The 19,939-nt window shown below is 44.4% G+C and carries 20 protein-coding genes and 2 pseudogenes; 14 read left to right on the forward strand and 8 right to left on the reverse strand.

What is annotated here, in order from left to right; genetic code table 11:
• Positions 1 to 35: 35 nt before the first annotated feature.
• The 4 genes from hflX (at position 36) to glnA (ending at position 4,631) form a co-directional block, all read left to right on the forward strand.
• Complete coding sequence (gene hflX, locus ACWXW9_RS01190; protein WP_494927915.1) at positions 36 to 1,322, forward strand: GTPase HflX; 1,287 nt, start codon at positions 36 to 38, stop codon at positions 1,320 to 1,322.
• A 112-nt stretch (positions 1,323 to 1,434) separates the two neighbouring features.
• Positions 1,435 to 2,688 (forward strand): methionine gamma-lyase family protein, encoded by a 1,254-nt coding sequence (locus ACWXW9_RS01195; protein WP_494927916.1) that lies wholly within the window; start codon positions 1,435 to 1,437, stop codon positions 2,686 to 2,688.
• Positions 2,689 to 2,771: 83 nt separating this feature from the next.
• Positions 2,772 to 3,185, forward strand: a complete 414-nt coding sequence (locus ACWXW9_RS01200; protein ID WP_007430683.1) for a MerR family transcriptional regulator — start codon at positions 2,772 to 2,774, stop codon at positions 3,183 to 3,185.
• Positions 3,186 to 3,302: 117 nt separating this feature from the next.
• Positions 3,303 to 4,631: a type I glutamate--ammonia ligase gene (gene glnA / locus ACWXW9_RS01205; protein ID WP_494927917.1), complete on the forward strand. Its 1,329-nt coding sequence runs from the start codon at positions 3,303 to 3,305 to the stop codon at positions 4,629 to 4,631.
• A 103-nt stretch (positions 4,632 to 4,734) separates the two neighbouring features.
• On the opposite strand, the pseudogene ACWXW9_RS01210 reads toward glnA, so the two are convergent.
• The 3 genes and pseudogenes from ACWXW9_RS01210 to ACWXW9_RS01220 all read right to left on the reverse strand — a co-directional run.
• Positions 4,735 to 4,936: pseudogene (locus tag ACWXW9_RS01210) on the reverse strand (site-specific integrase); the annotation flags it as partial.
• Positions 4,937 to 5,363: 427 nt separating this feature from the next.
• Positions 5,364 to 6,242, reverse strand: a complete 879-nt coding sequence (locus tag ACWXW9_RS01215) for a (Fe-S)-binding protein (RefSeq protein WP_494927918.1) — start codon at positions 6,240 to 6,242, stop codon at positions 5,364 to 5,366.
• A 263-nt stretch (positions 6,243 to 6,505) separates the two neighbouring features.
• The gene (locus tag ACWXW9_RS01220; RefSeq protein ID WP_494927919.1) at positions 6,506 to 6,961 is read right to left on the reverse strand and encodes a MarR family winged helix-turn-helix transcriptional regulator; all 456 of its coding nucleotides are present in this window, start codon (positions 6,959 to 6,961) and stop codon (positions 6,506 to 6,508) included.
• A 302-nt stretch (positions 6,962 to 7,263) separates the two neighbouring features.
• Here ACWXW9_RS01220 and ACWXW9_RS01225 point away from each other — a divergent pair, with 302 nt between their 5' ends.
• Genes ACWXW9_RS01225 through ACWXW9_RS01240 form a run of 4 tightly spaced genes read left to right on the forward strand, consistent with a single transcriptional unit; the run spans position 7,264 to position 8,967 of the window.
• On the forward strand, positions 7,264 to 7,896 hold the full coding sequence (locus tag ACWXW9_RS01225) for a hypothetical protein (protein ID WP_494927920.1): 633 nt from the start codon (positions 7,264 to 7,266) through the stop codon (positions 7,894 to 7,896).
• Complete coding sequence (locus ACWXW9_RS01230) at positions 7,874 to 8,404, forward strand: accessory gene regulator B family protein (RefSeq protein ID WP_494927921.1); 531 nt, start codon at positions 7,874 to 7,876, stop codon at positions 8,402 to 8,404. Before ACWXW9_RS01225 ends, ACWXW9_RS01230 begins: the two co-directional genes overlap by 23 nt.
• A gap of 4 nt (positions 8,405 to 8,408) precedes the next feature.
• On the forward strand, positions 8,409 to 8,555 hold the full coding sequence (locus ACWXW9_RS01235; RefSeq protein WP_494927922.1) for a cyclic lactone autoinducer peptide: 147 nt from the start codon (positions 8,409 to 8,411) through the stop codon (positions 8,553 to 8,555).
• Between the two features lie 7 nt (positions 8,556 to 8,562).
• A complete protein-coding gene (locus ACWXW9_RS01240) occupies positions 8,563 to 8,967 on the forward strand; it encodes a LytTR family transcriptional regulator DNA-binding domain-containing protein (protein ID WP_494927923.1) in 405 nt (134 codons plus the stop codon).
• A 750-nt stretch (positions 8,968 to 9,717) separates the two neighbouring features.
• On the opposite strand, the pseudogene ACWXW9_RS01245 reads toward ACWXW9_RS01240, so the two are convergent.
• The 4 genes and pseudogenes from ACWXW9_RS01245 to lexA form a co-directional block, all read right to left on the reverse strand.
• Positions 9,718 to 9,891 (reverse strand): annotated as a pseudogene (locus ACWXW9_RS01245) (ran-binding protein 10); the annotation flags it as partial.
• Between the two features lie 261 nt (positions 9,892 to 10,152).
• Positions 10,153 to 10,329, reverse strand: a complete 177-nt coding sequence (locus tag ACWXW9_RS01250; RefSeq protein ID WP_494927924.1) for a hypothetical protein — start codon at positions 10,327 to 10,329, stop codon at positions 10,153 to 10,155.
• Positions 10,330 to 10,599: 270 nt separating this feature from the next.
• Positions 10,600 to 10,896 carry a hypothetical protein gene (locus tag ACWXW9_RS01255; RefSeq protein WP_494927925.1) on the reverse strand — a complete coding sequence of 99 codons (297 nt, stop codon included), beginning with the start codon at positions 10,894 to 10,896 and terminating at the stop codon, positions 10,600 to 10,602.
• Positions 10,897 to 11,155: 259 nt separating this feature from the next.
• Positions 11,156 to 11,782 (reverse strand): transcriptional repressor LexA, encoded by a 627-nt coding sequence (gene lexA / locus ACWXW9_RS01260; protein ID WP_013310545.1) that lies wholly within the window; start codon positions 11,780 to 11,782, stop codon positions 11,156 to 11,158.
• Positions 11,783 to 11,972: 190 nt separating this feature from the next.
• On the opposite strand from lexA, the gene ACWXW9_RS01265 reads away from it, so the two are divergent.
• The 4 genes from ACWXW9_RS01265 (at position 11,973) to ACWXW9_RS01280 (ending at position 14,265) form a co-directional block, all read left to right on the forward strand.
• Positions 11,973 to 12,341, forward strand: coding sequence for a LysM peptidoglycan-binding domain-containing protein (locus ACWXW9_RS01265; RefSeq protein WP_494928152.1), 369 nt, complete (start codon positions 11,973 to 11,975; stop codon positions 12,339 to 12,341).
• 107 nt (positions 12,342 to 12,448) lie between these two features.
• Entirely contained in the window at positions 12,449 to 12,655 is a 207-nt protein-coding gene (locus ACWXW9_RS01270) for a DUF896 domain-containing protein (protein ID WP_025685283.1), read from the forward strand.
• Positions 12,656 to 12,769: 114 nt separating this feature from the next.
• Positions 12,770 to 13,279 carry a hypothetical protein gene (locus tag ACWXW9_RS01275; protein ID WP_025685282.1) on the forward strand — a complete coding sequence of 170 codons (510 nt, stop codon included), beginning with the start codon at positions 12,770 to 12,772 and terminating at the stop codon, positions 13,277 to 13,279.
• 191 nt (positions 13,280 to 13,470) lie between these two features.
• Positions 13,471 to 14,265, forward strand: a complete 795-nt coding sequence (locus tag ACWXW9_RS01280; protein ID WP_494928153.1) for an HAD family hydrolase — start codon at positions 13,471 to 13,473, stop codon at positions 14,263 to 14,265.
• 112 nt (positions 14,266 to 14,377) lie between these two features.
• Here the strand turns inward: ACWXW9_RS01280 and ACWXW9_RS01285 are convergent, their stop codons facing one another.
• Positions 14,378 to 14,920, reverse strand: a complete 543-nt coding sequence (locus tag ACWXW9_RS01285) for a 1,2-dihydroxy-3-keto-5-methylthiopentene dioxygenase (protein ID WP_494927926.1) — start codon at positions 14,918 to 14,920, stop codon at positions 14,378 to 14,380.
• A gap of 230 nt (positions 14,921 to 15,150) precedes the next feature.
• Between ACWXW9_RS01285 and metH the strand changes: the two genes are divergently transcribed.
• Both metH and rnz read left to right on the forward strand, forming a co-directional pair.
• A complete protein-coding gene (gene metH / locus ACWXW9_RS01290) occupies positions 15,151 to 18,591 on the forward strand; it encodes a methionine synthase (protein ID WP_494927927.1) in 3,441 nt (1,146 codons plus the stop codon).
• A 79-nt stretch (positions 18,592 to 18,670) separates the two neighbouring features.
• Positions 18,671 to 19,603 carry a ribonuclease Z gene (rnz, locus tag ACWXW9_RS01295; RefSeq protein ID WP_494927928.1) on the forward strand — a complete coding sequence of 311 codons (933 nt, stop codon included), beginning with the start codon at positions 18,671 to 18,673 and terminating at the stop codon, positions 19,601 to 19,603.
• The last annotated feature ends 336 nt before the right edge of the window (positions 19,604 to 19,939 follow it).

Consider the following 19,939-nt stretch of genomic DNA (forward strand, 5'->3'; position numbering starts at 1 on the left):
CGAGAGTTAACATGGAAAATAAAGGAGCAAACAATATGGCGAACTCCACTTATGATACACAAACCGAAATGCAGGATAAGGCGGTACTGGTCAGTCTGATTACGGATGAAGTCAAACGTTCTGGCATCAATACAGAATACTCTCTGAATGAACTCGTGAAGCTGGCTGAGACGGCTGGTGTTGAAGTGCTTAGCGTTTTGACCCAGAACAAGGAAGCAAAGGATTCCAAATGGTTTATCGGCAAAGGTAAGGTAGAAGAGCTGCGTGCGGCTGCCGAGGAATTGGGTGCGAATACGGCTATTTTTGATCAGGAGCTGTCGGGGGCTCAGGTGCGTAATCTGGAAGAAAGTCTGGATCTCAAAATTATCGACCGTACGCAGCTCATTCTGGACATTTTTGCCCAACGTGCGAAAACACGGGAAGGTATTATTCAGGTTGAGCTGGCGCAGTTGTCCTATTTGTTACCCCGTTTGTCTGGTCACGGCAAAAATCTGTCACGACTCGGCGGCGGTATCGGAACACGTGGTCCCGGTGAAAGCAAGCTGGAGACAGATCGCCGTCACATCCGTGATCGTATCAGCGATTTGAAACGTCAGTTGGAGGAAGTGACCCGTCATCGTTATTTGCACAGAGAGCGCAGACAAAAGAGTGGTATTGTGCAGGTAGCGCTTGTTGGCTACACGAATGCGGGTAAATCAACGCTGTTAAAGCAACTGACGGCGGCTGATGTATATATTGAGAACCAACTGTTTGCGACACTGGACCCTACCTCCAGAACGATGGAACTCCCGAGCGGTAAAGAGATTATTCTTACAGATACAGTTGGTTTTATTCAAAATCTGCCCCATGATTTGGTTGCTTCTTTCCGCGCTACTCTGGAGGAAGTGAATGAGGCGCATCTTATTTTACACGTGGTGGATGCTTCTTCGGATATGCGTGACGAACAGATGAAAGTCGTGGAAACGATTTTGCAGCAACTGGGGGCTGCGGACAAGCCTCAGATCGTATTGTTTAATAAAAAGGACGCTTGTACTCCTGAGCAACTGGAAATGCTACCTTCCGGCGATGGCTATTTGAAAATTAGCTCATTTGACGAAAGTGATCTGTTGCGTCTTCGGGAGCTGATACAGGAGCATCTGAGCGGAGATACACTGAGATTCCGCATACCGGCAGACCGTGGGGACCTGACATCAGTCCTTTATCGGATCGGGGATGTACTTGTGACTGAGTATGATGGCAATGATGTCATTTATGAGGTAGAAGTTCAACGAGGCGAGTATGAAAAATATGGTCATGCCCTTAAGGACTTCACAGAAGGTTAACATCTGATGACGTTTTTAGGTCAATTCAATGATAATGCACATCATTCAAAGCAAACGATAGTATAACATCAATAGTCTAAGGCTGCGTAAGAGAGAGGGTTAGAAAGGTAAAATGGTAGTTTTTAGTCCAGAAATCCAACATATTCAGGAAACAGCAGAGCGTAAAATACAGGAACGGCTACAGCGTATAGATCATATTGTAGATGCAAATCAGTGGAAGGTTATTCAGGCATTTCAGCGGAAGCAAGTGAGCGATTTTCATTTTGCTGGGTCTACGGGATATGCGTACAATGACCGGGGGCGTGAGGTACTGGAAGAGGTCTACGCCGATGTGTTCGGTGCCGAGTCGGCACTGGTACGTCCGCATTTTGCCTCGGGAACGCATACGATTTCAATTGCTTTATTCGGCGTTCTACGTCCGGGTGATGAACTGTTGTATATTACGGGGCAACCGTATGACACGCTTCACAAAGTGATCGGCAAGCCCGGCGACGGGACCGGGTCATTGCAGGATTTTGGCATTACTTATCGAGAAACTGCACTGACAGCCGAAGGTAAAGTAGATTGGACAGCGGTGGAGGCTGCAATCCATGCCAATACGAAGGTGATTGGTATCCAGCGTTCACGTGGCTATGATTGGAGAGCTTCCTTTAGTGTGGCAGATATCGAGGAAATGACAGCCCGTGTAAAGGCGATTAAACCTGACGTTATTGTCTTTGTGGATAATTGCTATGGTGAATTTACCGAAAAGCTGGAGCCTACTCAGGTCGGTGTCGATTTGATGGCAGGTTCACTAATTAAAAATCCCGGCGGCGGCATTGCCGAAACGGGAGGATATATTTGTGGTAAACAAGAGTATGTGGAACTGGCGGCCTACCGCTTAACTGCACCTGGAATAGGTGGAGAAGTAGGAGCTATGTTAGGTACTACGAGAGGCATCTTTCAGGGATTATTTCTCGCCCCAACATTGGTTGGTCAAGCGGTTAAAGGAAGTATTTTTGCGGCTGTGGTCTTTGAGGAAATGGGCTTTGAAACAAAACCTGCCTGGCATGAGGAGCGCACTGATTTGATTCAGGCCATTTCTTTTAGCGGACCTGAGCATTTAATTGCTTTTGTTCAAGGAATTCAGCGTGCCGCCGCCGTGGATAGCCATGTGGTACCGGAGCCGTGGGATATGCCGGGCTACGAGCATCCGGTTATTATGGCCGCAGGCACTTTTATACAAGGAGGGAGTCTGGAATTATCCGCAGATGCTCCGATTCGTGAACCCTATATTGGTTACATGCAAGGGGGCTTAACCTACTCTCATGTGAAATATGGAGTGCTGATGGCCCTGCAAACGATGAAAGAACGTAAATTATTGTGAGTTTTTCTAACATATCATTGACACTTTGCATCAGCTAAATGTACAATAAGGTGGAGAATAGATCACTGGAAGGTTGATGACAAATGGGCGACGAAATTCGCAGAAACATGGCCTTATTTCCAATAGGTATTGTCATGAAGCTAACGGACTTGTCAGCACGTCAGATTCGTTATTATGAACAGCATAACTTGATAGTTCCTGCCCGTACGTCGGGTAACCAACGTCTTTTTTCTTTTAATGATGTAGAGCGTTTGCTTGAAATCAAGGCGTTGATTGAGAAGGGTGTTAACATTGCGGGAATTAAACAAGTCATGAATCCGGTCACCAAGGAATCGGAAGAAGCGACGGTTATTACTGCAGATACGGAAGTCAAACGCCGTGAAATGTCCGATACCCAGCTTCATCGCTTGCTGAAACAACAGCTTGTGGCAGGTAAAAGACCAGGACAGGTATCCCTGATCCAAGGTGAATTATCACGTTTTTTCAATAAGAGATAATGTATAGCCTGCATTTTGGCATACTACCGTTTTACTTGAAGACTAGACCTCATTTATTTAAGACAATTACGGAACAGCTAATTTGTATATAGTCGCTACAGAAAGGGAGAGGTTAGTGTGAGTTATACCAGAGAAGATATTCTTCGGATTGCCAAAGAAGAAAATGTTCGTTTTATTCGTTTGCAGTTTACAGATTTGCTTGGTACGATCAAGAATGTAGAAATTCCAGTTAGCCAGTTGCCAAAAGCGCTGGATAACAAAATGATGTTTGACGGTTCTTCCATTGAAGGTTATGTGCGCATTGAAGAATCTGACATGTACTTATACCCGGATCTGGATACATGGGTAGTATTCCCTTGGGTAACCTCAGATCGTGTAGCTCGTTTGATCTGCGATATTTATAAGCCGGACGGAATCCCCTTTGCTGGAGACCCGCGCGGTATTTTGAAACGTGTACTTAAGGAAGCAGAAGAGATGGGCTATACTTCGATGAATGTCGGACCTGAGCCTGAATTCTTTCTGTTCAAAACCGATGAAAAAGGCGAACCGACTACAGAGTTGAATGACCAAGGTGGATATTTTGACTTGGCACCGATGGATCTGGGTGAAAACTGCCGTCGGGAAATTGTTCTTAAGCTTGAAGAGATGGGCTTTGAAATTGAAGCGTCCCATCATGAAGTTGCACCCGGTCAGCATGAGATTGACTTTAAATATGCAGATGCAGTCAAAGCTGCCGATCAGATTCAAACGTTCAAGCTCGTTGTTAAGACCATTGCACGTCAGCACGGTCTGCACGCCACCTTTATGCCAAAACCTTTGTTTGGCGTGAATGGCTCCGGTATGCACTGTAACCAATCATTGTTCAAGGAAAATGAAAACGTATTTTATGATGAATCAGATGAACTCGGACTGAGCCAGACGGCCCGCCATTATATGGCTGGTATTCTCAAGCATGCACGGGCGATGGCAGCAATCACGAATCCAACGGTGAATTCATACAAACGTCTTGTACCGGGTTATGAAGCTCCTTGTTATGTTGCCTGGTCTGCCAGTAATCGTAGTCCGATGATTCGAATTCCGGCATCTCGTGGTCTGAGTACCCGCGTCGAAGTTCGTAATCCTGACCCGGCTGCGAACCCTTATCTGGCACTGGCTGTGATGCTGAGAGCCGGTTTGGATGGCATCAAACGTCAAATGGCTTTGCCAGCTCCGATTGATCGTAACATCTATGTTATGTCTGAGGAAGAACGGATTGAAGAGGGTATTCCAAGCCTACCTGCGGACTTGAAGGAAGCTCTGTCCGAGCTGATTCGAAGCGAAGTTATCTCGGATGCTTTGGGTGACCACGCGTTGGCTTACTTCTACGAGCTTAAGGAAATTGAATGGGATATGTATCGCACCCAAGTACATCAATGGGAACGTGATCAATATCTGACGCTTTACTAAAACATAGAATCCCTTGGCGCTCTAAGTGTTGAGGGATTTTTAGTTTTGTGGGGAAGCCATAGATAGACTTTATAATTATTACCCACTGCTCCTAAAATTTTTATTATCGAAATAACTTTTCAGTAAAAGATTCATATTTCTCCATGTTATTCATCTCTATTTTTTTAGATATATTTGCAAAGATGTCCGAAGTTATTTGAATGCTACCGAGACCCAAACGTTCCTGTACATATTTCATTTCTGCCCCAGCTTCGAGTTGTAGTACTGTGGGTATGTCGAAGTGAATGGATAGGTAAGGGTGGAAGTGTCCTGTTGGGCGATGAGTTGTTAGTGGTTGTAGACTATGGAGACACTATAGAAAAGCTTTCACCAAGGTCAGTCAAAGTCACCGGAAAATATTATATGAAGGGTTAGTTTGAATTTGGAGTAGATGTAAATGGCTCTGTTGGTTAACTGGTATGAGTTTTTTTGAGTAGGACAGGGTTCCCCTTACATTGTTAATAAAGTAACAGGAGAGACGTCGAGTTCCAACAATTGCGGAATTGTCCAGCGAGTTGTCTGTTTGGGAGCAGGCCCACAATCAGAGTCAAACGGGAGTCGATTGGCAGTTTACTACCTCGACGCCCGCATCAAGTTAAAGCGTCTTTATCCACAATTTAAAGACTGATGGAGTACTGCATGATCTTTTGTACTAAAAAACCTTGAGAATGGCGGTTCTCAAGGTTTCCATATTCACCGGACGGTCCGCATCGGATTCCTGCTCTCGCAAGGCACCTTGGTTTGGCACAGTCCGCAGCCGGCGCCCGATTTGGCCTCACCGCCGTTTAGCACCGCAAAGTCCCGCGATGCCTGGCCGTACACAAATTTCATGCAGGCGATTTTGTCATGTCCGCCCTCCTTGCTGATGGCCTGAACAGGGCAGCGGGTAATGCATACACCGCAGATGCCCTTGCTGCACAGCAGGCAGTTTCCGGTATGGCCTGTGGCTGAAGATGCTCTGGCATCAGGTGGCACCTTGAGATCGGTCACCACGGACAGCAGGCGGATGGCAATTCCTTTTTCGGTGATGAATCCGTCATTGATACTGAAGGTGCCGAGACCCGCAGCATATGCAATGTGGCGCTCCGACCAGTTGGATAACGGCCCTCCTGCGGCGCTATGGATGCTGTACCAATCCGTATCCAGCGGGGCAACCGCACGGTAACCAAGGCCTGTTAAGTATCCCGTCAAATGCTGCCTCGCAGACTGTACAAAATATTCATCGCCGAAGGTCCGCAGCAGCGCCCATTCCCTTGAGGCTCTATCTTTTTGCGCACGATTAGCCTTGCGGATCGTCTCGCTGATCGGTAGCACAACGCTGATAACGGTGCTTCCATCAAAACTCCCCATTCCAAATGAACGTTCAAATGCTTCCTGCGGCGTGGCGTGGTCGGGCCCCACCACTCTTTTGTACTCCTCAAACAAAGGATCATCGGCCTTGGCAAATTGAATAATCGGCTCCTCGTAATAAGGACTCTGCAGTTCTTCACATACATTGCCTTTGTCTTTGCTCACATAGGCCTTTATCTCGGTGGTGACGATTTCTCTCATATCCGGTACGGATTCAACCATCCTATCTACATCCCTCTCCGTGGTTTTTGTTCACAGCAAAGCTTCCTTTCAGAAGCCTTGTAACGGGCTAACGTATATCACTGACCTCTTACTACAGCTGGCAGTATTTCTCCGATGACCGCCCAGCGATGCCCAAGTGCAATACGGTCGCTATTATAGCATTCCAAAGACATTTCTAGCCTTGATACGCGATAAACATTTCAATCTTTTTCGTGTATATACACGAATTGAGCAAAACACCTCATGTATGAGAGGGCGGCTAATCACAAACCCAAATTTTCAATTTTGGATAAGAGTGCGGTCAGTATCTGCAGCTCTCCGTTTCCCAATGACTCCTGCAAAAAACGCTGCGCCTCCTCCCAAAACTCTGCTGCGTCGTTATATATCGTTCTTCCACTCTCCGTCAAAGTAAGGCAACGGTTGCGACTGCCCTCAGCGGATGTATCCTCCACATACCCGTTATGCTCCAGCGCCTTCAAATTGCGCACAATCGTGGTCCGGTCGAGCCTCATCTCCAGTGCCAATTCACTTACACTTGCCGGTCCCAGCGCAATTAAGTGCTTGAGCAGCGAGAATTGGCCAATATTGAGTCCGCTCGGGGCCAGATACTGGTCATACAGTCGCGTAACAGCCATCGAGGAACGGCGCAGATTGATGCAGGTACAGACTGAGGCTGATCGCTCCTGCGAAGATTTCTTATTCTTCCTTGTCGTTGTCATAGGTTCTCCTTACTTCGCGCTGTTTCGTGTATCTACACTATTTCAAAAATAATAGGTTTTGTCAGGGAGATTTGTCACAGCAATCGCAGTGAGGTCTCCGTGACCGTATTTAGCCGTTCGACGACACGGTGATGAACTTAGCTGGATTAAGCTGGAGAATATCGTTTCGGCAAAGTAAAAATAATTACCTCACATAATACATAAATAATTCCAATTAAATTAGTAATTGGATTGCCTCTAACAAGTAACGAATATAGAATTAAAGGATATCTATTACCATTTACGTGAAGGGGATATGTGTTATGTGGGAGCCGATACGGTTCTTACTTTTTTCAACTATAGAAACGTTTGCGGCGTTTGTTTTAATGTTAACTATATTTAGACTTAGGGCTTTAGATTATATATGGCCTGCATTATTTATTGGATTGATCATGAATTTACAGAGTTTCATTCTGAGAGAAGAAACATCTTTATCTTTCTTTGCTCCAACCATAAACATTATATTGTTCATTTTTCTTATAACTACTGTTGTAAATATACCAGTTATTTGGTCTGCTATAATTTCCATTACAGGCACATTTTTGTATACGTTATTCCAAGCGGTAATTATAGTGATGCTTTTTGGAACATTAACAACAGAAATGCAGACCTCAGCAGAGGGATCATTGGCGCAAGCCGTAACCAGTGCATGGGTACTCGCTATATCGTTGTTTTTATATAAATTCAACATTGGATTTACAGCAGATTACGAGAATCTAAGGTTTAGATGGGAACATGTACTGGTTATTTTTTTAATAATCGGAGTATTAGCTGCCTGTACTTTTATGTTTTATTTTAATAACTTTCCATTAAGCATATTATTTATAGCATTGGCATCTGGAATGTTCCTGTATTATGCGTTAAAAACGGAGCGTGAGTATTATAAAAAGCCTTGATTCCATCGCCCTTGATATTGCCACACATATAAAAAATGTTGTGCCAGATCATCCATCCTCTATAAATGTTTTAAAGCACGGAATAGCCGTGGTGATTAATACAGCGTCAATCATTTTGTTAACAATTGGGATTTCATTATTGACAGGACATGTGCAGGGAGCTATATTGGCAATGTTATCTTTTTCATTATTACGCCAAGTTGTAGGTGGGATACATTTAAAAAGTAGTATGGTGTGCATTATTGTATCTACAGTTTTACTTACCGCTTTATCCTTCGCAAATCTGAACCACAATTTAATTGTTGTTACGTCGATATTAAGTACTATACTAGTCTTGCTATATGGTCCGTCTCGGATAGAGGGGAAGACTCGTATACCAAAGCGGTACTACCCGTTGTTAAAAGTTTGTGGGGTTGCCTTGATCGCCCTTAATTTGTGGCTGGCTTTACCGGTAGTAGCTGCTAGTTTTTTTGTTCAGAGCTTAACACTAATAAGGAGGAGGTTGTGAAGAAATGAAGAATCCTAAATTCAGTAAATTAAAGATTAGTATGTACTACAATGTTGCTGTTCTATTAACTACTCTCGCAGTTGCTTCTGTGAGTACAGCGAGTTTATCCTGGATTCATAATCCCGAGCCACCGGAAGAGTTGTTAAAATAAGTGGGGTGTGATTAAATTGTTAAACCTAACGGTAGCAACAGATCCCGAGGCTATTAGTGGTGGAGAAAACATACCAATAAATAAGGTTCTCTATATATCTAGAGGTCGTAAGAGGAACCAAATCATGGTTCACACGTTCGATAAAATCTTCTATATGACAGGGACGCTAAAGTATTGGGAAACGTTCCTTAACAATAGCGGGTTTAAATTTTTGAATGTAGATAGAGGCAAAACGTTAAATGTGGAAAAAGTCAAAATTGTGAACGGTATTTTCAAAGACGCTTACTTCGAGTGTGAAATAGCTAAGCTGTCACAGCGATGCCCTATTGCTTATCATCGCTATAACGAAGTTATAAAGGAATTGGGGATTATGAACCCAAGTATAATATTTACAGGAGCCGCTACTACATAGTGGCTTTTTTTGTCGGAAATAATTGTCCTATAATGCCGAAATATGAAACACTTCAGCGCCTGAATTTATGTTGTTAATGTCCCTGATTTTTGGGATTTAGTATATATAAGAGGTTTGATGCCTAACTATAGGAAAGGAGATGTGAGATTTTCTCCCTCCGTTTGCCTAAGCAACAGTCAATCATGTAGATCTTCCATGTTGCCATTAGGTATCAGGGAAGCGCTCATAGTATGCTCATAAGAAAACAACTTTTTTCCAGCAATGATTTGGGAAATGAATGCAGCCATTTTTCACCCCATACCAAAATATACTTTTAAGGCTTGCATGGAGAGTATACAGGATATAGACTCGACAGAAAACCACTTTTTAATGACACACTTGGGAGAGGTTCTTTATGGTAGGTCATTAGATACCTTTATTGAAAATGGAGTGATCGAGGGGGTTAGTGTATAGTGGACTAAGTGAAAAAGCATGTTGAAATCTGAACAGTATTTTGCGCTTTTGTATCGTACCCAAGTGTATCAATGGGGACGTGATCAATATCTGGCGCTTTACTAAAACGTGGAAACCCTTGACGCTCTAAGCGTTGAGGGATTTTTAATTATGTGGGGAGCAGGGGGGAGTTAAGCAATATCATGAGGTTTGCCCCAAATTGCCCCCGCGAAACAATACTATTGCAGAGATTTTCGTGAAGGATTCGTATGGAGATGAATTCGATACCAGTGTGGTTCCTTTTCGTATGTATCTGGATGAATATTCGCTTACTTCAAATGTTAAAATTCTGTTGAAAATGATAAAGTCCTTCCGGCTGCTAAAGGGTCCTTTATTATTGGCATGCTTGTCAATGGCATAAGATGCTGTGCCTGACCCGGCCTGTTTTGCTTCGTACCAAGAGATGAAGGAGTTAACCATTGCAGAAGAAACACACTGATCGTATTGTGGGATGGTGTATACCGTGGCGCAAAAAAAGCGGGAAGAAATCCTTCCCGCTTAAAAATGATCTTTAACGTCTGCGTTGTCTATCATTTACGCTAAACAGATTAACAGCCAGTGCATTACCTCTAGCGCGCGCAATGGCTCTCTGATTTGAACGGATCGATAATCCTCTTCTTCTCACATGACGTTTGAAATGTTTTTTACACATGATATCACCTCCTTTCACAGGAAAAGAAGGTACGATGAATCTTAGAAGCGTTTATGATTCCGCTTACGGTTGCGCTTGGAAATTTTAATGTTCAATGCATTGGTGGCTAGTGCGTTACCGCTTCTTGTTTGGGCAGCAGCGGCTTGAAAGACTTTTACGACCAGAAATTTGTTCTTACCAATACGATGCTTATACGTTTTGACTCTATTTTTGATCATCTGCATATCTCCTTTGCTAAGGTCTACTTTATTCATATGTCAGTAGCACTAACTATGTATCAGCATAAATCTATTAATACCAAAAAGAAGCTATTACCTATGACCCTGATATTCAGACACTAATAAAGTATAAAGGTAAGGAACGCAAAAAAACTCATGCTTACCTGCCTTATCCTTACCAACTTTACGTTGTAGGGAAAGTTACAGCAGATCAGCATGAGTAAAATGATAAAAAGTGAAGATAAGAAATGGGGAGAAGTATATTACTTACTATAAAAGGGCTTTAAGTTTTTTCTGGTAATATATTTCCTGCTCAAGAATGTGATTCATTTGTTCAGAAAGCTCTTTATATTCTGGACTGTCCTCTGGGAAGTTATTTCTTTCGGAAATTACAGCTTCAAGTTGCTTTTCCAATGATTTAAAATGGATAATTATTTGTATGTAATGAATGCGATCAAAGGTTGTTCTGGTTGAATTCTCCTTAGCATACACATAATCCATTGTTGGACCTGTAAAACCTATTACGATAAAAGTCACTATAAACACTGAAATTATAATTTTTTTCATTTAATCTCTCCTTAATAAAACTATAAATATTAATATACCATATTTATCTAAAATAATTACAAAGTTATTTTTGACCCGCCAATAAGCAGAACAGTAATTGCAGATTGCAGATATATACCGATTAATCCATGGGTTATCAAAAGGGAAAGGGATAGTAGTGAGGTAGATTCTATGTACATAAGATCAATACAAAACCGGCTTGCTATGGGCAGCCGGTTTTGTTGTAGCGAAAAGAATAACGAGGCTGAAAAATGAAAAATCAGTGGAAGTCCCGGAAGAGTCCTACAACCTTGCCCAAAATACTGACGTGCGTCAGACGAAGCGGTTCAAAGGCCGGATTTTCCGGTTGAAGTCGGATATGATCTTTTTCCTTGTAAAAAGTTTTAACAGTAGCTTCGTCCTCGTCCGTCATGGCGACGACAATATCGCCGTTATCGGCTGTCTGCTGCTGACGTACAATGACATAGTCTCCGTTGGCAATACCAGCCTCAATCATGCTTTCTCCTACAACAGATAACATGAATATTTTATCCTCACCAACAAAATGTTGGGGAAGAGGAAAGTAATCTTCAATATTTTCTGTTGCTGTAATAGGCAGACCAGCTGTTACTTTGCCGACGACCGGAACACGACTAATAGAGTAATTAATCAAGTTGCTGTTATCCGATTCGTCTTGGCCGAGTAACTCGATAGCCCGTGGTTTCGTTGGATCACGACGAATCAGTCCCTTTTTCTCCAAACGATCCAAGTGACCGTGAACCGTAGAACTGGAGGCCAATCCGACAGCCTCACCTATTTCGCGCACAGAAGGGGGATACCCCTTTAGACGCACTTCATTGCGGATAAATTCAAGAATGGCCTGCTGGCGGCTTGAAATCTTAGACATACCGTATCAACCCCATTTAGTAACGTTTGGGAAAATTATAGCATAGAACCTCCGTTCGTACAAACATAAGTTCTAAATAATCCCTAAAAATAATTACGAACTTTTGTTCTCTTTTCTATTGAACAAAACAAACGTTCGTGTTATATTGTGAAAAAACATAAGAACAAACGTTTGGAGGACGCAGCCAATGATGAAATATAGCACATACCAAAGTATTTTTCCAATGAATTTAGAAAAGATGCAAAATGTCCGAAATGAGAGAAGGGGGCAGCTTGTACAGAGCGTTTCCAATAGCCTTCTGCCCAAACTTCTCATTTTGCTTATTGTGGCATGGATTGCAGGTGCAGGTGTACGGACAGTATTCGCGGCTCCTTTGGTTTCGAATGAAGAGGTGACCAAACTTATTGTACAACCTGGGGATACATTGTGGCAGATTGCCTCCAATCATAAACCGGAACGAATGGATACACGGGTATATATAGAAGGAATTGTTCGGATTAACGGACTGGAAGATCGGGGAGTGCAGGCAGGCCAGGTTTTAAAGCTTCCGCATTTCTGATCTGTCACGATTAGAGCTTGTCAGGGGACGTAATGAGGGAACCTTGACAAGCTCTTTTCTACATGTCAAAGTGTATTATATCTTTGCTTATATGGAGGGGACAGAATTTGGATATAGACAGCTTGGTACAGCGAATCAATGAATTGGCTCGCAAAGCAAAAGCCGAAGGATTGACGGAAGAAGAAACAGTAGAGCGCGCCAATCTTCGGGAAATTTATTTGGATAACATCCGCCGTAATTTCCGGCAGCAACTTGATACGATTGAAATTGTGGACGAAGATACATCGAAGGGAAATGGTGGGCTGACGCATTAATGTTGCTGAAGCGGCTTAGCCCACGTAATTTGCTTTTCGTTTTTTAGGTATCTATATAGATTAGAATTGGTGGAAATTATTTTGACGTAATATATATGGGAAGGGAATTGAGAGATGGCCCGGTCATTTGAAAGAAAAGTTCGCAAAAACACAGCGCATTTGAATAAATCGCGTAAAAAGCAAGGTATTCAAACCATTAGTGGTGCCGGTTCTGCAATGGATATTTTCCGTGGGCGTAATATTACCGTGCCAATCATGCTGGCTGGACTTGCAGTTTTGTACATGCTCATGAGTTATTTTTTGACTAAGACTGGCATGCGGGGAATGGACTGGCTTGTATTCGGTTTGTATTTGATGCTGGCTGTTATCTTTTTCATCCGTCGTCCTTATTTGAAGGTTGGAAAGAGCACGCTGTATATGCTGAAGGGTGGCAGAGAGCGTCCAATGACAGCAGAGGATATGAAAGCCATCAAGATTGAAAAGGGCTACGTAACCGTTGAAAGAAAAGGTAAGGGTGGCAATTTTATTTTCACAAAATCACTGGGCCGTTATGATACGGATGCCATTGCAGAGCGGCTTGAGAAGTTTGCCCTATCTAATCAGGTTCAAATAGACAAAAAATAACGACTTCTTTGGTACGAATCGTTTAAATTGTCTGTGGGCTGTAGCCTCTGTAAATAAGGTCGCATGATGTTATTTCATATAACACATCGCGGCCTCTTGCTTAATATGGGAACATACCGATTGGAATGCTTGTAGACGCAACAAGGCAGAACAAGCGTACATATAAAGTGGAAAGAGAGTGGATAATTCAGATGACGATTCAGGCGGTAATGTTCGATCTTGATGATACACTTCTGTGGGATGAGCGCAGCGTAGAAGAGGCATTTGACGCGGCGTGCCAGACAGGTTCCCTGGAAGCAGGCGTTGATCCGAAAGCTTTGGAAGAAGCAGCTCGCAAGGAAGCACGTGCTTTGTATGAGTCTTATGAAACCTTTAGTTTTACTCAATTGATTGGTATTAATCCGTTTGAAGGATTGTGGGCGAATTTTACGGCAGGAGAGCAGCCTGAGTTCCGGCAATTGGAACAGCTGGCCCCTGCTTATCGTAAGGAATCTTGGCGTAGAGGTCTTCAAAAGCTAGGGATTGATAATGAAGAGTTGGCGCAAAAGCTGGCAACCCAATTTGCCTTGGAAAGACGCTCCCGCCCCCATGTTTATGAAGAAACGTTTGAGATTCTGGAGCAGCTAAAAGGGCAGTATAAGCTGCTTTTGTTGACAAACGGTTCCCCTGATCTACAACAGGAAAAGCTGGATGGGGTTCCGCAGCTAGCTCCATTTTTTGATCACGTTGTTATTTCAGGTTCGTTTGGTAAAGGAAAGCCTGATCCGTCTATTTTCCAGCATGCTTTGGGACTTCTCGGTATTGAGCCTGAACATGCTTTAATGGTGGGGGATAAGCTGACGACTGATATTCAAGGGGCTCTGGCGGCAGGTGTGCATTCCGTATGGGTGAACCGAAACGCCAAAACCAATACTACAGAAATCAAGCCAAAGTTCGAAATTAAGCATCTGTCCGAATTGGATGGGATTATTCAATCGTTTAAGTAAGTGCTTTTCGGCTCTTATTTATAGTAACAAGTTAAAAAACTCCCTCCGCTCAGGTGTCTCAGAGCAGAGGGAGTTGCTTTATCCACATTAGGATGAATTCGCTATTATAGTATTATGCCTTAATAAACGATGGATCTTCAAACGGCTCGGCAATCCAGCCATTTTCTTCGATGAACAAACGTACTGCGACGATCTTCTGATTTTCCATTAAGGTGAAGAAGTGAGGAATATTTTCTGGTACCGAAATAACGTCACCCGGCGAAAGCTCAACATTAAAATAACCGATTTCTTCAGGGCCTTTAATGATGAAAATGCCTTTGCCTGCCACAATAGCACGAATTTCATCTTCAGTATGCGTATGAATTTGCTCAAACTTGGCAAGTAACTCATCCAGATTTGGCGTCGCTTCGGACAAGGTGATAACATCCCATATTTTATACCCGCGACGGGCGGCTAAATCCTTGATTTCGGGTTCAAAAGTTCTTAGAACAGCCGCTTTTTGCTCATCCGTCAGGATAAAGTTTTCTTGCAGCTCCCCGGCCAGCTTGGAAGCATCCCAATGCTCGTACAATACCTCTTGGCTCTCCAAAAATTCACGTACCTTGTCTTCATCGCTAATTCGTACATTCGTATTGCGTATTAGGATTTCAGCCATCAGTTATCCCTCTTTTCCACTTGGTTTAATATTGTATACAGGATACCATGTCTTGAATCGTTGTACAATATAGGTTTGTAACATTTTATACTACAAACTGTAAAAATGAATATCGAGAGTGGCTTTTGTACGGAAGAAGCCGTATAAAACGTATGATTTTACTTCAATCTATCTAAATGATAAGGTTTCTGCTAAACTAGGATTTAACGTTTTGCGGGGGTGAAGAGATTTTGGATAAAGTTAGCTTACAGGATGCATTACAACGAAGAATACTCATTCTTGATGGGGCCATGGGCACCATGATCCAGCAAGAGGATCTTTCCCCCGACGATTTTGGTGGGGAAGAGCTGGAGGGCTGCAACGAGATGTTGGTCTTGACCAGACCGGATGTCATTCAAGGGATACATGAAGCATACTTGGAGGCCGGATCAGACCTGATTGAAACGAATACTTTTGGAGCGACATCCGTTGTTTTGGCGGATTATGATATACCGGAGCGTGCCCGTGAGATTAATCTCGTTGCAGCTAGATTGGCGCGTAACGCGGTGGATAAGTACAGCACACCGGACAAGCCTCGTTTTGTTGTAGGAGCCATGGGACCGACGACGAAAACATTATCCGTGACAGGTGGTGTTACGTTTGCGGAGCTGATCGAGAGCTATGAAGAGCAAGCCTTGGCGCTAATTGAAGGCGGCGTGGATGCCCTGCTTTTGGAGACATCGCAGGATACGCTTAACGTCAAAGCCGGAAGTATTGGAATTCGGCAGGCTTTTGAGAAGACGGGTATGGAGCTTCCCATAATGATTTCGGGAACGATTGAACCGATGGGAACGACGTTGGCAGGGCAAAATATCGAATCCTTCTGCATTTCGCTGGAACACTTGCACCCGGTGTCGATCGGGCTGAATTGTGCTACAGGACCGGAGTTTATGCGGGATCACATTCGCTCTCTCTCCGATATGTCCTCAGCAGCAATTAGCTGTTATCCGAATGCAGGTTTGCCCGATGAAAACGGCCAATATCATGAATCACCTGATTCATTGGCCCGTAAAATGGCCGCTTTCGCCGAAAAAGGCTGGCTGAATATCGCAGGGGGGTGCTGTGGTACCACGCCTGAGCATATCCGGGTTATGAGTGAACGCATGGCGCAGTTTGAGCCGCGCCCGCTGGAAGGTCATCACCCACCGGCTGTATCCGGCATTGAGCCTGTATATATTGAACAGGAAAATCGTCCCTATATGGTTGGTGAACGAACGAATGTTCTCGGCTCCCGAAAATTCAAGCGTTTGATCGTGGAAGGCAAATATGAAGAGGCATCTGAAATTGCCCGCGCTCAGGTAAAGAGCGGAGCGCACGTTATAGATATTTGTGTACAGGACCCGGATCGCGATGAAATGACGGATATGGAAGCCTTTTTGAAGCTGGTCGTGAATAAGGTAAAGGTTCCTCTTGTAATTGATACCACGGATATTCAGGTCATTGATACCGCCTTGCAATATTCGCAAGGGAAGGCGATCATTAACTCCATTAATTTGGAGGATGGCGAAGAGAAATTCGAGAAAATGGCACCTCTTATTCATAAATACGGCGCGGCTGTTGTTGTAGGAACCATTGATGAACGTGGTCAGGCTATTTCACGTGAGGATAAGCTTGAGGTGGCAAAACGTTCTTATGATCTGCTGGTGAACCGTTACGGTCTGGCACCCGAGGATCTTATTTTTGATACACTCGTATTTCCCGTGGGAACAGGTGATGAGCAGTACATCGGTTCGGCCAAGGAAACGATTGAAGGTATTCGGATTATTAAAGAGGCACTTCCAGGGGTTCACACCATTCTGGGTATCAGTAACGTGTCCTTTGGCTTACCGGAGGCGGGGCGTGAAGTGCTCAATTCCGTCTATTTGTACGAGTGTACCAAAGCAGGCTTGGACTACGCGATTGTAAATACGGAGAAGCTCGAACGTTATGCTTCGATACCCGAGCATGAACGGAAGCTCGCCGAAGACCTGATTTATAAAACGAACGACGAAACTTTAGCCGCTTTTGTGGCTGCTTTCCGTAATAAGAAAGTGGAGAAGAAGGAGAAGGTGTCCAATCTGTCGCTCGAAGAGCGGCTGGCTTCCTATGTAGTAGAAGGCAGTAAGGAGGGACTGATTCCGGATCTGGAGCAAGCGCTCGCCAAGTATTCTTCGCTGGAGATTATTAATGGGCCGCTGATGAAAGGTATGGAAGAGGTAGGCCGTCTGTTTAACAATAATGAATTGATTGTTGCAGAGGTGCTGCAAAGCGCTGAAGTCATGAAGGCATCGGTAGCTTACCTGGAGCCGTATATGGAGAAAAATGAATCCTCGGTAAAAGGGAAGATTTTGCTGGCTACGGTCAAAGGCGATGTGCATGACATCGGCAAAAACCTGGTGGAGATTATTCTATCCAACAATGGTTACCATATTGTGAATCTGGGTATAAAAGTACCACCAGAACGCATTATCGAGGCTTATCGTGAAGAAAAGGCCGACGCGATTGGCTTATCCGGTTTGCTTGTTAAATCGGCTCAACAGATGGTGTTGACTGCACAGGATTTGAAAAATGCGAATATTGATATCCCGATTATGGTTGGCGGAGCTGCTTTGACGCGTAAGTTTACGAAAAACCGTATCCGTCCCGAGTATGACGGAATGGTTGTCTATGCGAAAGATGCAATGGATGGTTTGGACATAGCTAACAAGCTGATGAATCCTGAGTCCCGCAAGAAAATGGCTGAGGAAATGGAGGCTGAACGGGAAGCGGAAGCCGCGACGGTCGTGGAAGCCAAGCCGTTGCCTAAACTTACCCGGGCTGTTCGCTCTAAAATCGCTCAGGATTTGCCCGTCTATATTCCGCCGGATACGGATCGTCATGTACTGCGTAACTATCCGCTCAATTATATTTTGCCTTATGTGAATATGCAGATGCTGATGGGGCACCATCTTGGATTAAAAGGAAATGTAGAGCAATTGCTGGCTTCGGGGAATCCGAAAGCGACTCAGTTGAAGGAAACCGTAGATAGCATTATGTTTGAAGCCGTTACGGATGGAATTATTCAGGCACATGCTGTATATCGTTTCTTCCCGGCGCAGTCACAGGGAGATCAGATTTTGGTTTATGATCCATCAGATGTGAGCAAGGTACTGCACACATTTACGTTTCCGCGTCAACAAGTAGAGCCTTATTTATGTCTGGCTGACTACTTGAAATCGGTGGAATCTGGAGTTATGGATTATGTAGGTTTTATGGTCGTTACGGCGGGTCATGGTATTCAGAAGCTTTCCACGCAATGGAAAGAAAAAGGGGATTACTTACGCTCTCATGCACTTCAGTCGGTAGCGCTGGAAGTGGCAGAAGGACTCGCCGAGCGACTTCATCATATTATAAGGGACAGCTGGGGCTTCCCGGACTCGGCAGACATGACGATGAAACAGCGGCATGGGGCTAGATATCAGGGCATACGGGTATCTTTTGGCTATCCGGCATGTCCTGATCTGGAGGATCAGGGGCCATTGTTCCAGCTGTTGAAACCTGAGGATATTGGCGTTGAGCTGACGGAAGGGTTTATGATGGAACCGGAGGCTTCTGTATCAGCCATGGTGTTCAGTCACCCTCAGGCGCAGTATTTTAACGTCGAAAAGGTATAACACCTTTATCATATGGGATAGCAAAGACCCTCCGAGCTTCGGAGGTTTTTTGCTGGTCAGCAGGAAGAAGGTTAAAGTCATGGAATTTTATTTTCTCGGCACGAATGCAGGTGTGCCTACGATCCAGCGGAACGTGACGTCCATCGCACTCCGTTTGCTGGAGGAACGAAGAAGCATGTGGTTGTTTGATTGCGGCGAAGGAACTCAGCAGGAGGTGCTACGTTCGCCGCTTAAGCTAAGCAGGCTTGAAAAAATATTCATTACCCATTTGCATGGAGACCATCTCTTTGGTCTGCCAGGCCTGCTGTCGACCAGGGCGTATCAGGGAGGTACGACGCCGCTGACGGTATACGGGCCGCCTGGCCTCAAGCAGTACATCGAATTATCGCTGGGAATCAGCCAATCCCGTATCAACTACCAACTACATATTGTGGAGCATACGGGAGGACTATTGTTTGATGACGGGCAATTCCGTGTCGAGTCGGCTCTGCTGGATCATCGTATTGACAGCTACGGTTATCGTATTGTAGAGATGGATAAGCCCGGCAAGCTGAATCAGGAGCTGCTGGAGCGATACGGAATTAAGCCCGGCCCGGTGTATGGTAAGCTGAAACGTGGAGAAAGCGTAGAGGTGGAGGGGGGAGTCATGCTTCATCCCCAGGATGTATTGGGTGCACCGAAAAAAGGACGTATCATCACTATTCTCGGTGACACTCGACCTTGTCCGAATACCGTAGTATTGGCTAAAGATGCAACGGTTGTCGTTCATGAAGCTACTTTTCTGCATGAGTTGGCGGATACGGCGTATGAATATCATCATAGTACAGCGCTCCAGGCAGCGGAAGCAGCAAAAGCGGCAGGTGCAGGTCAGTTGATCATGACGCATTTTAGTTCCAGATATAAAGATCAGGAGCAGCTTCAGCCGTTGCTGGAGGAAGCGCGGAGTGTATTCCCCAATTCATTGCTGGCGGAGCAGCATGTGCTGTTACCGGTGCCCGATATCGGTTCATAAACGGTAGTTATAAAAGATAGACGTGTATGGTGCCGGGGCTTGCTCCGGTGCCTTTGTTTTTCCTGCAAAATTATTTTCCGGGAAAGCGCAGGATGCGACAAGAGATGAGGACGACATATGGGCGGGGTCGAATGAATTTGTACTACCACATATGGAGGCGCGTCATATTCGGTTTTCTATATATCGAATTTTAAGCATTTTGTATTTTGAGCAGGGCCAGGAAATACAGGAAATTTCCCTTGTAGAAAAGGCATCTTCGATGGATTTCGACGGAGATGTAAGCTTATTCCCTGGGAAAGCGACGGCTTTTAGCGAGGAATGGCATTATTTTGAACG

The organism is Paenibacillus sp. LT-B23 (assembly GCF_059417685.1).

Excerpts from the sequence above, each read along its gene's own strand:
- hflX (WP_494927915.1), top strand. The coding sequence starts at position 36 with ATGGCGAACTCCACTTATGATACACAAACCGAAATGCAGGATAAGGCG.
- ACWXW9_RS01195 (WP_494927916.1), top strand. The coding sequence starts at position 1,435 with ATGGTAGTTTTTAGTCCAGAAATCCAACATATTCAGGAAACAGCAGAG.
- ACWXW9_RS01200 (WP_007430683.1), top strand. The coding sequence starts at position 2,772 with ATGGGCGACGAAATTCGCAGAAACATGGCCTTATTTCCAATAGGTATT.
- ACWXW9_RS01215 (WP_494927918.1), bottom strand. The coding sequence starts at position 6,242 with ATGGTTGAATCCGTACCGGATATGAGAGAAATCGTCACCACCGAGATA.
- ACWXW9_RS01220 (WP_494927919.1), bottom strand. The coding sequence starts at position 6,961 with ATGACAACGACAAGGAAGAATAAGAAATCTTCGCAGGAGCGATCAGCC.
- ACWXW9_RS01225 (WP_494927920.1), top strand. The coding sequence starts at position 7,264 with ATGTGGGAGCCGATACGGTTCTTACTTTTTTCAACTATAGAAACGTTT.
- ACWXW9_RS01235 (WP_494927922.1), top strand. The coding sequence starts at position 8,409 with ATGAAGAATCCTAAATTCAGTAAATTAAAGATTAGTATGTACTACAAT.
- ACWXW9_RS01250 (WP_494927924.1), bottom strand. The coding sequence starts at position 10,329 with ATGATCAAAAATAGAGTCAAAACGTATAAGCATCGTATTGGTAAGAAC.
- ACWXW9_RS01255 (WP_494927925.1), bottom strand. The coding sequence starts at position 10,896 with ATGAAAAAAATTATAATTTCAGTGTTTATAGTGACTTTTATCGTAATA.
- lexA (WP_013310545.1), bottom strand. The coding sequence starts at position 11,782 with ATGTCTAAGATTTCAAGCCGCCAGCAGGCCATTCTTGAATTTATCCGC.
- ACWXW9_RS01265 (WP_494928152.1), top strand. The coding sequence starts at position 11,973 with ATGAAATATAGCACATACCAAAGTATTTTTCCAATGAATTTAGAAAAG.
- ACWXW9_RS01275 (WP_025685282.1), top strand. The coding sequence starts at position 12,770 with ATGGCCCGGTCATTTGAAAGAAAAGTTCGCAAAAACACAGCGCATTTG.
- ACWXW9_RS01280 (WP_494928153.1), top strand. The coding sequence starts at position 13,471 with ATGACGATTCAGGCGGTAATGTTCGATCTTGATGATACACTTCTGTGG.
- ACWXW9_RS01285 (WP_494927926.1), bottom strand. The coding sequence starts at position 14,920 with ATGGCTGAAATCCTAATACGCAATACGAATGTACGAATTAGCGATGAA.
- rnz (WP_494927928.1), top strand. The coding sequence starts at position 18,671 with ATGGAATTTTATTTTCTCGGCACGAATGCAGGTGTGCCTACGATCCAG.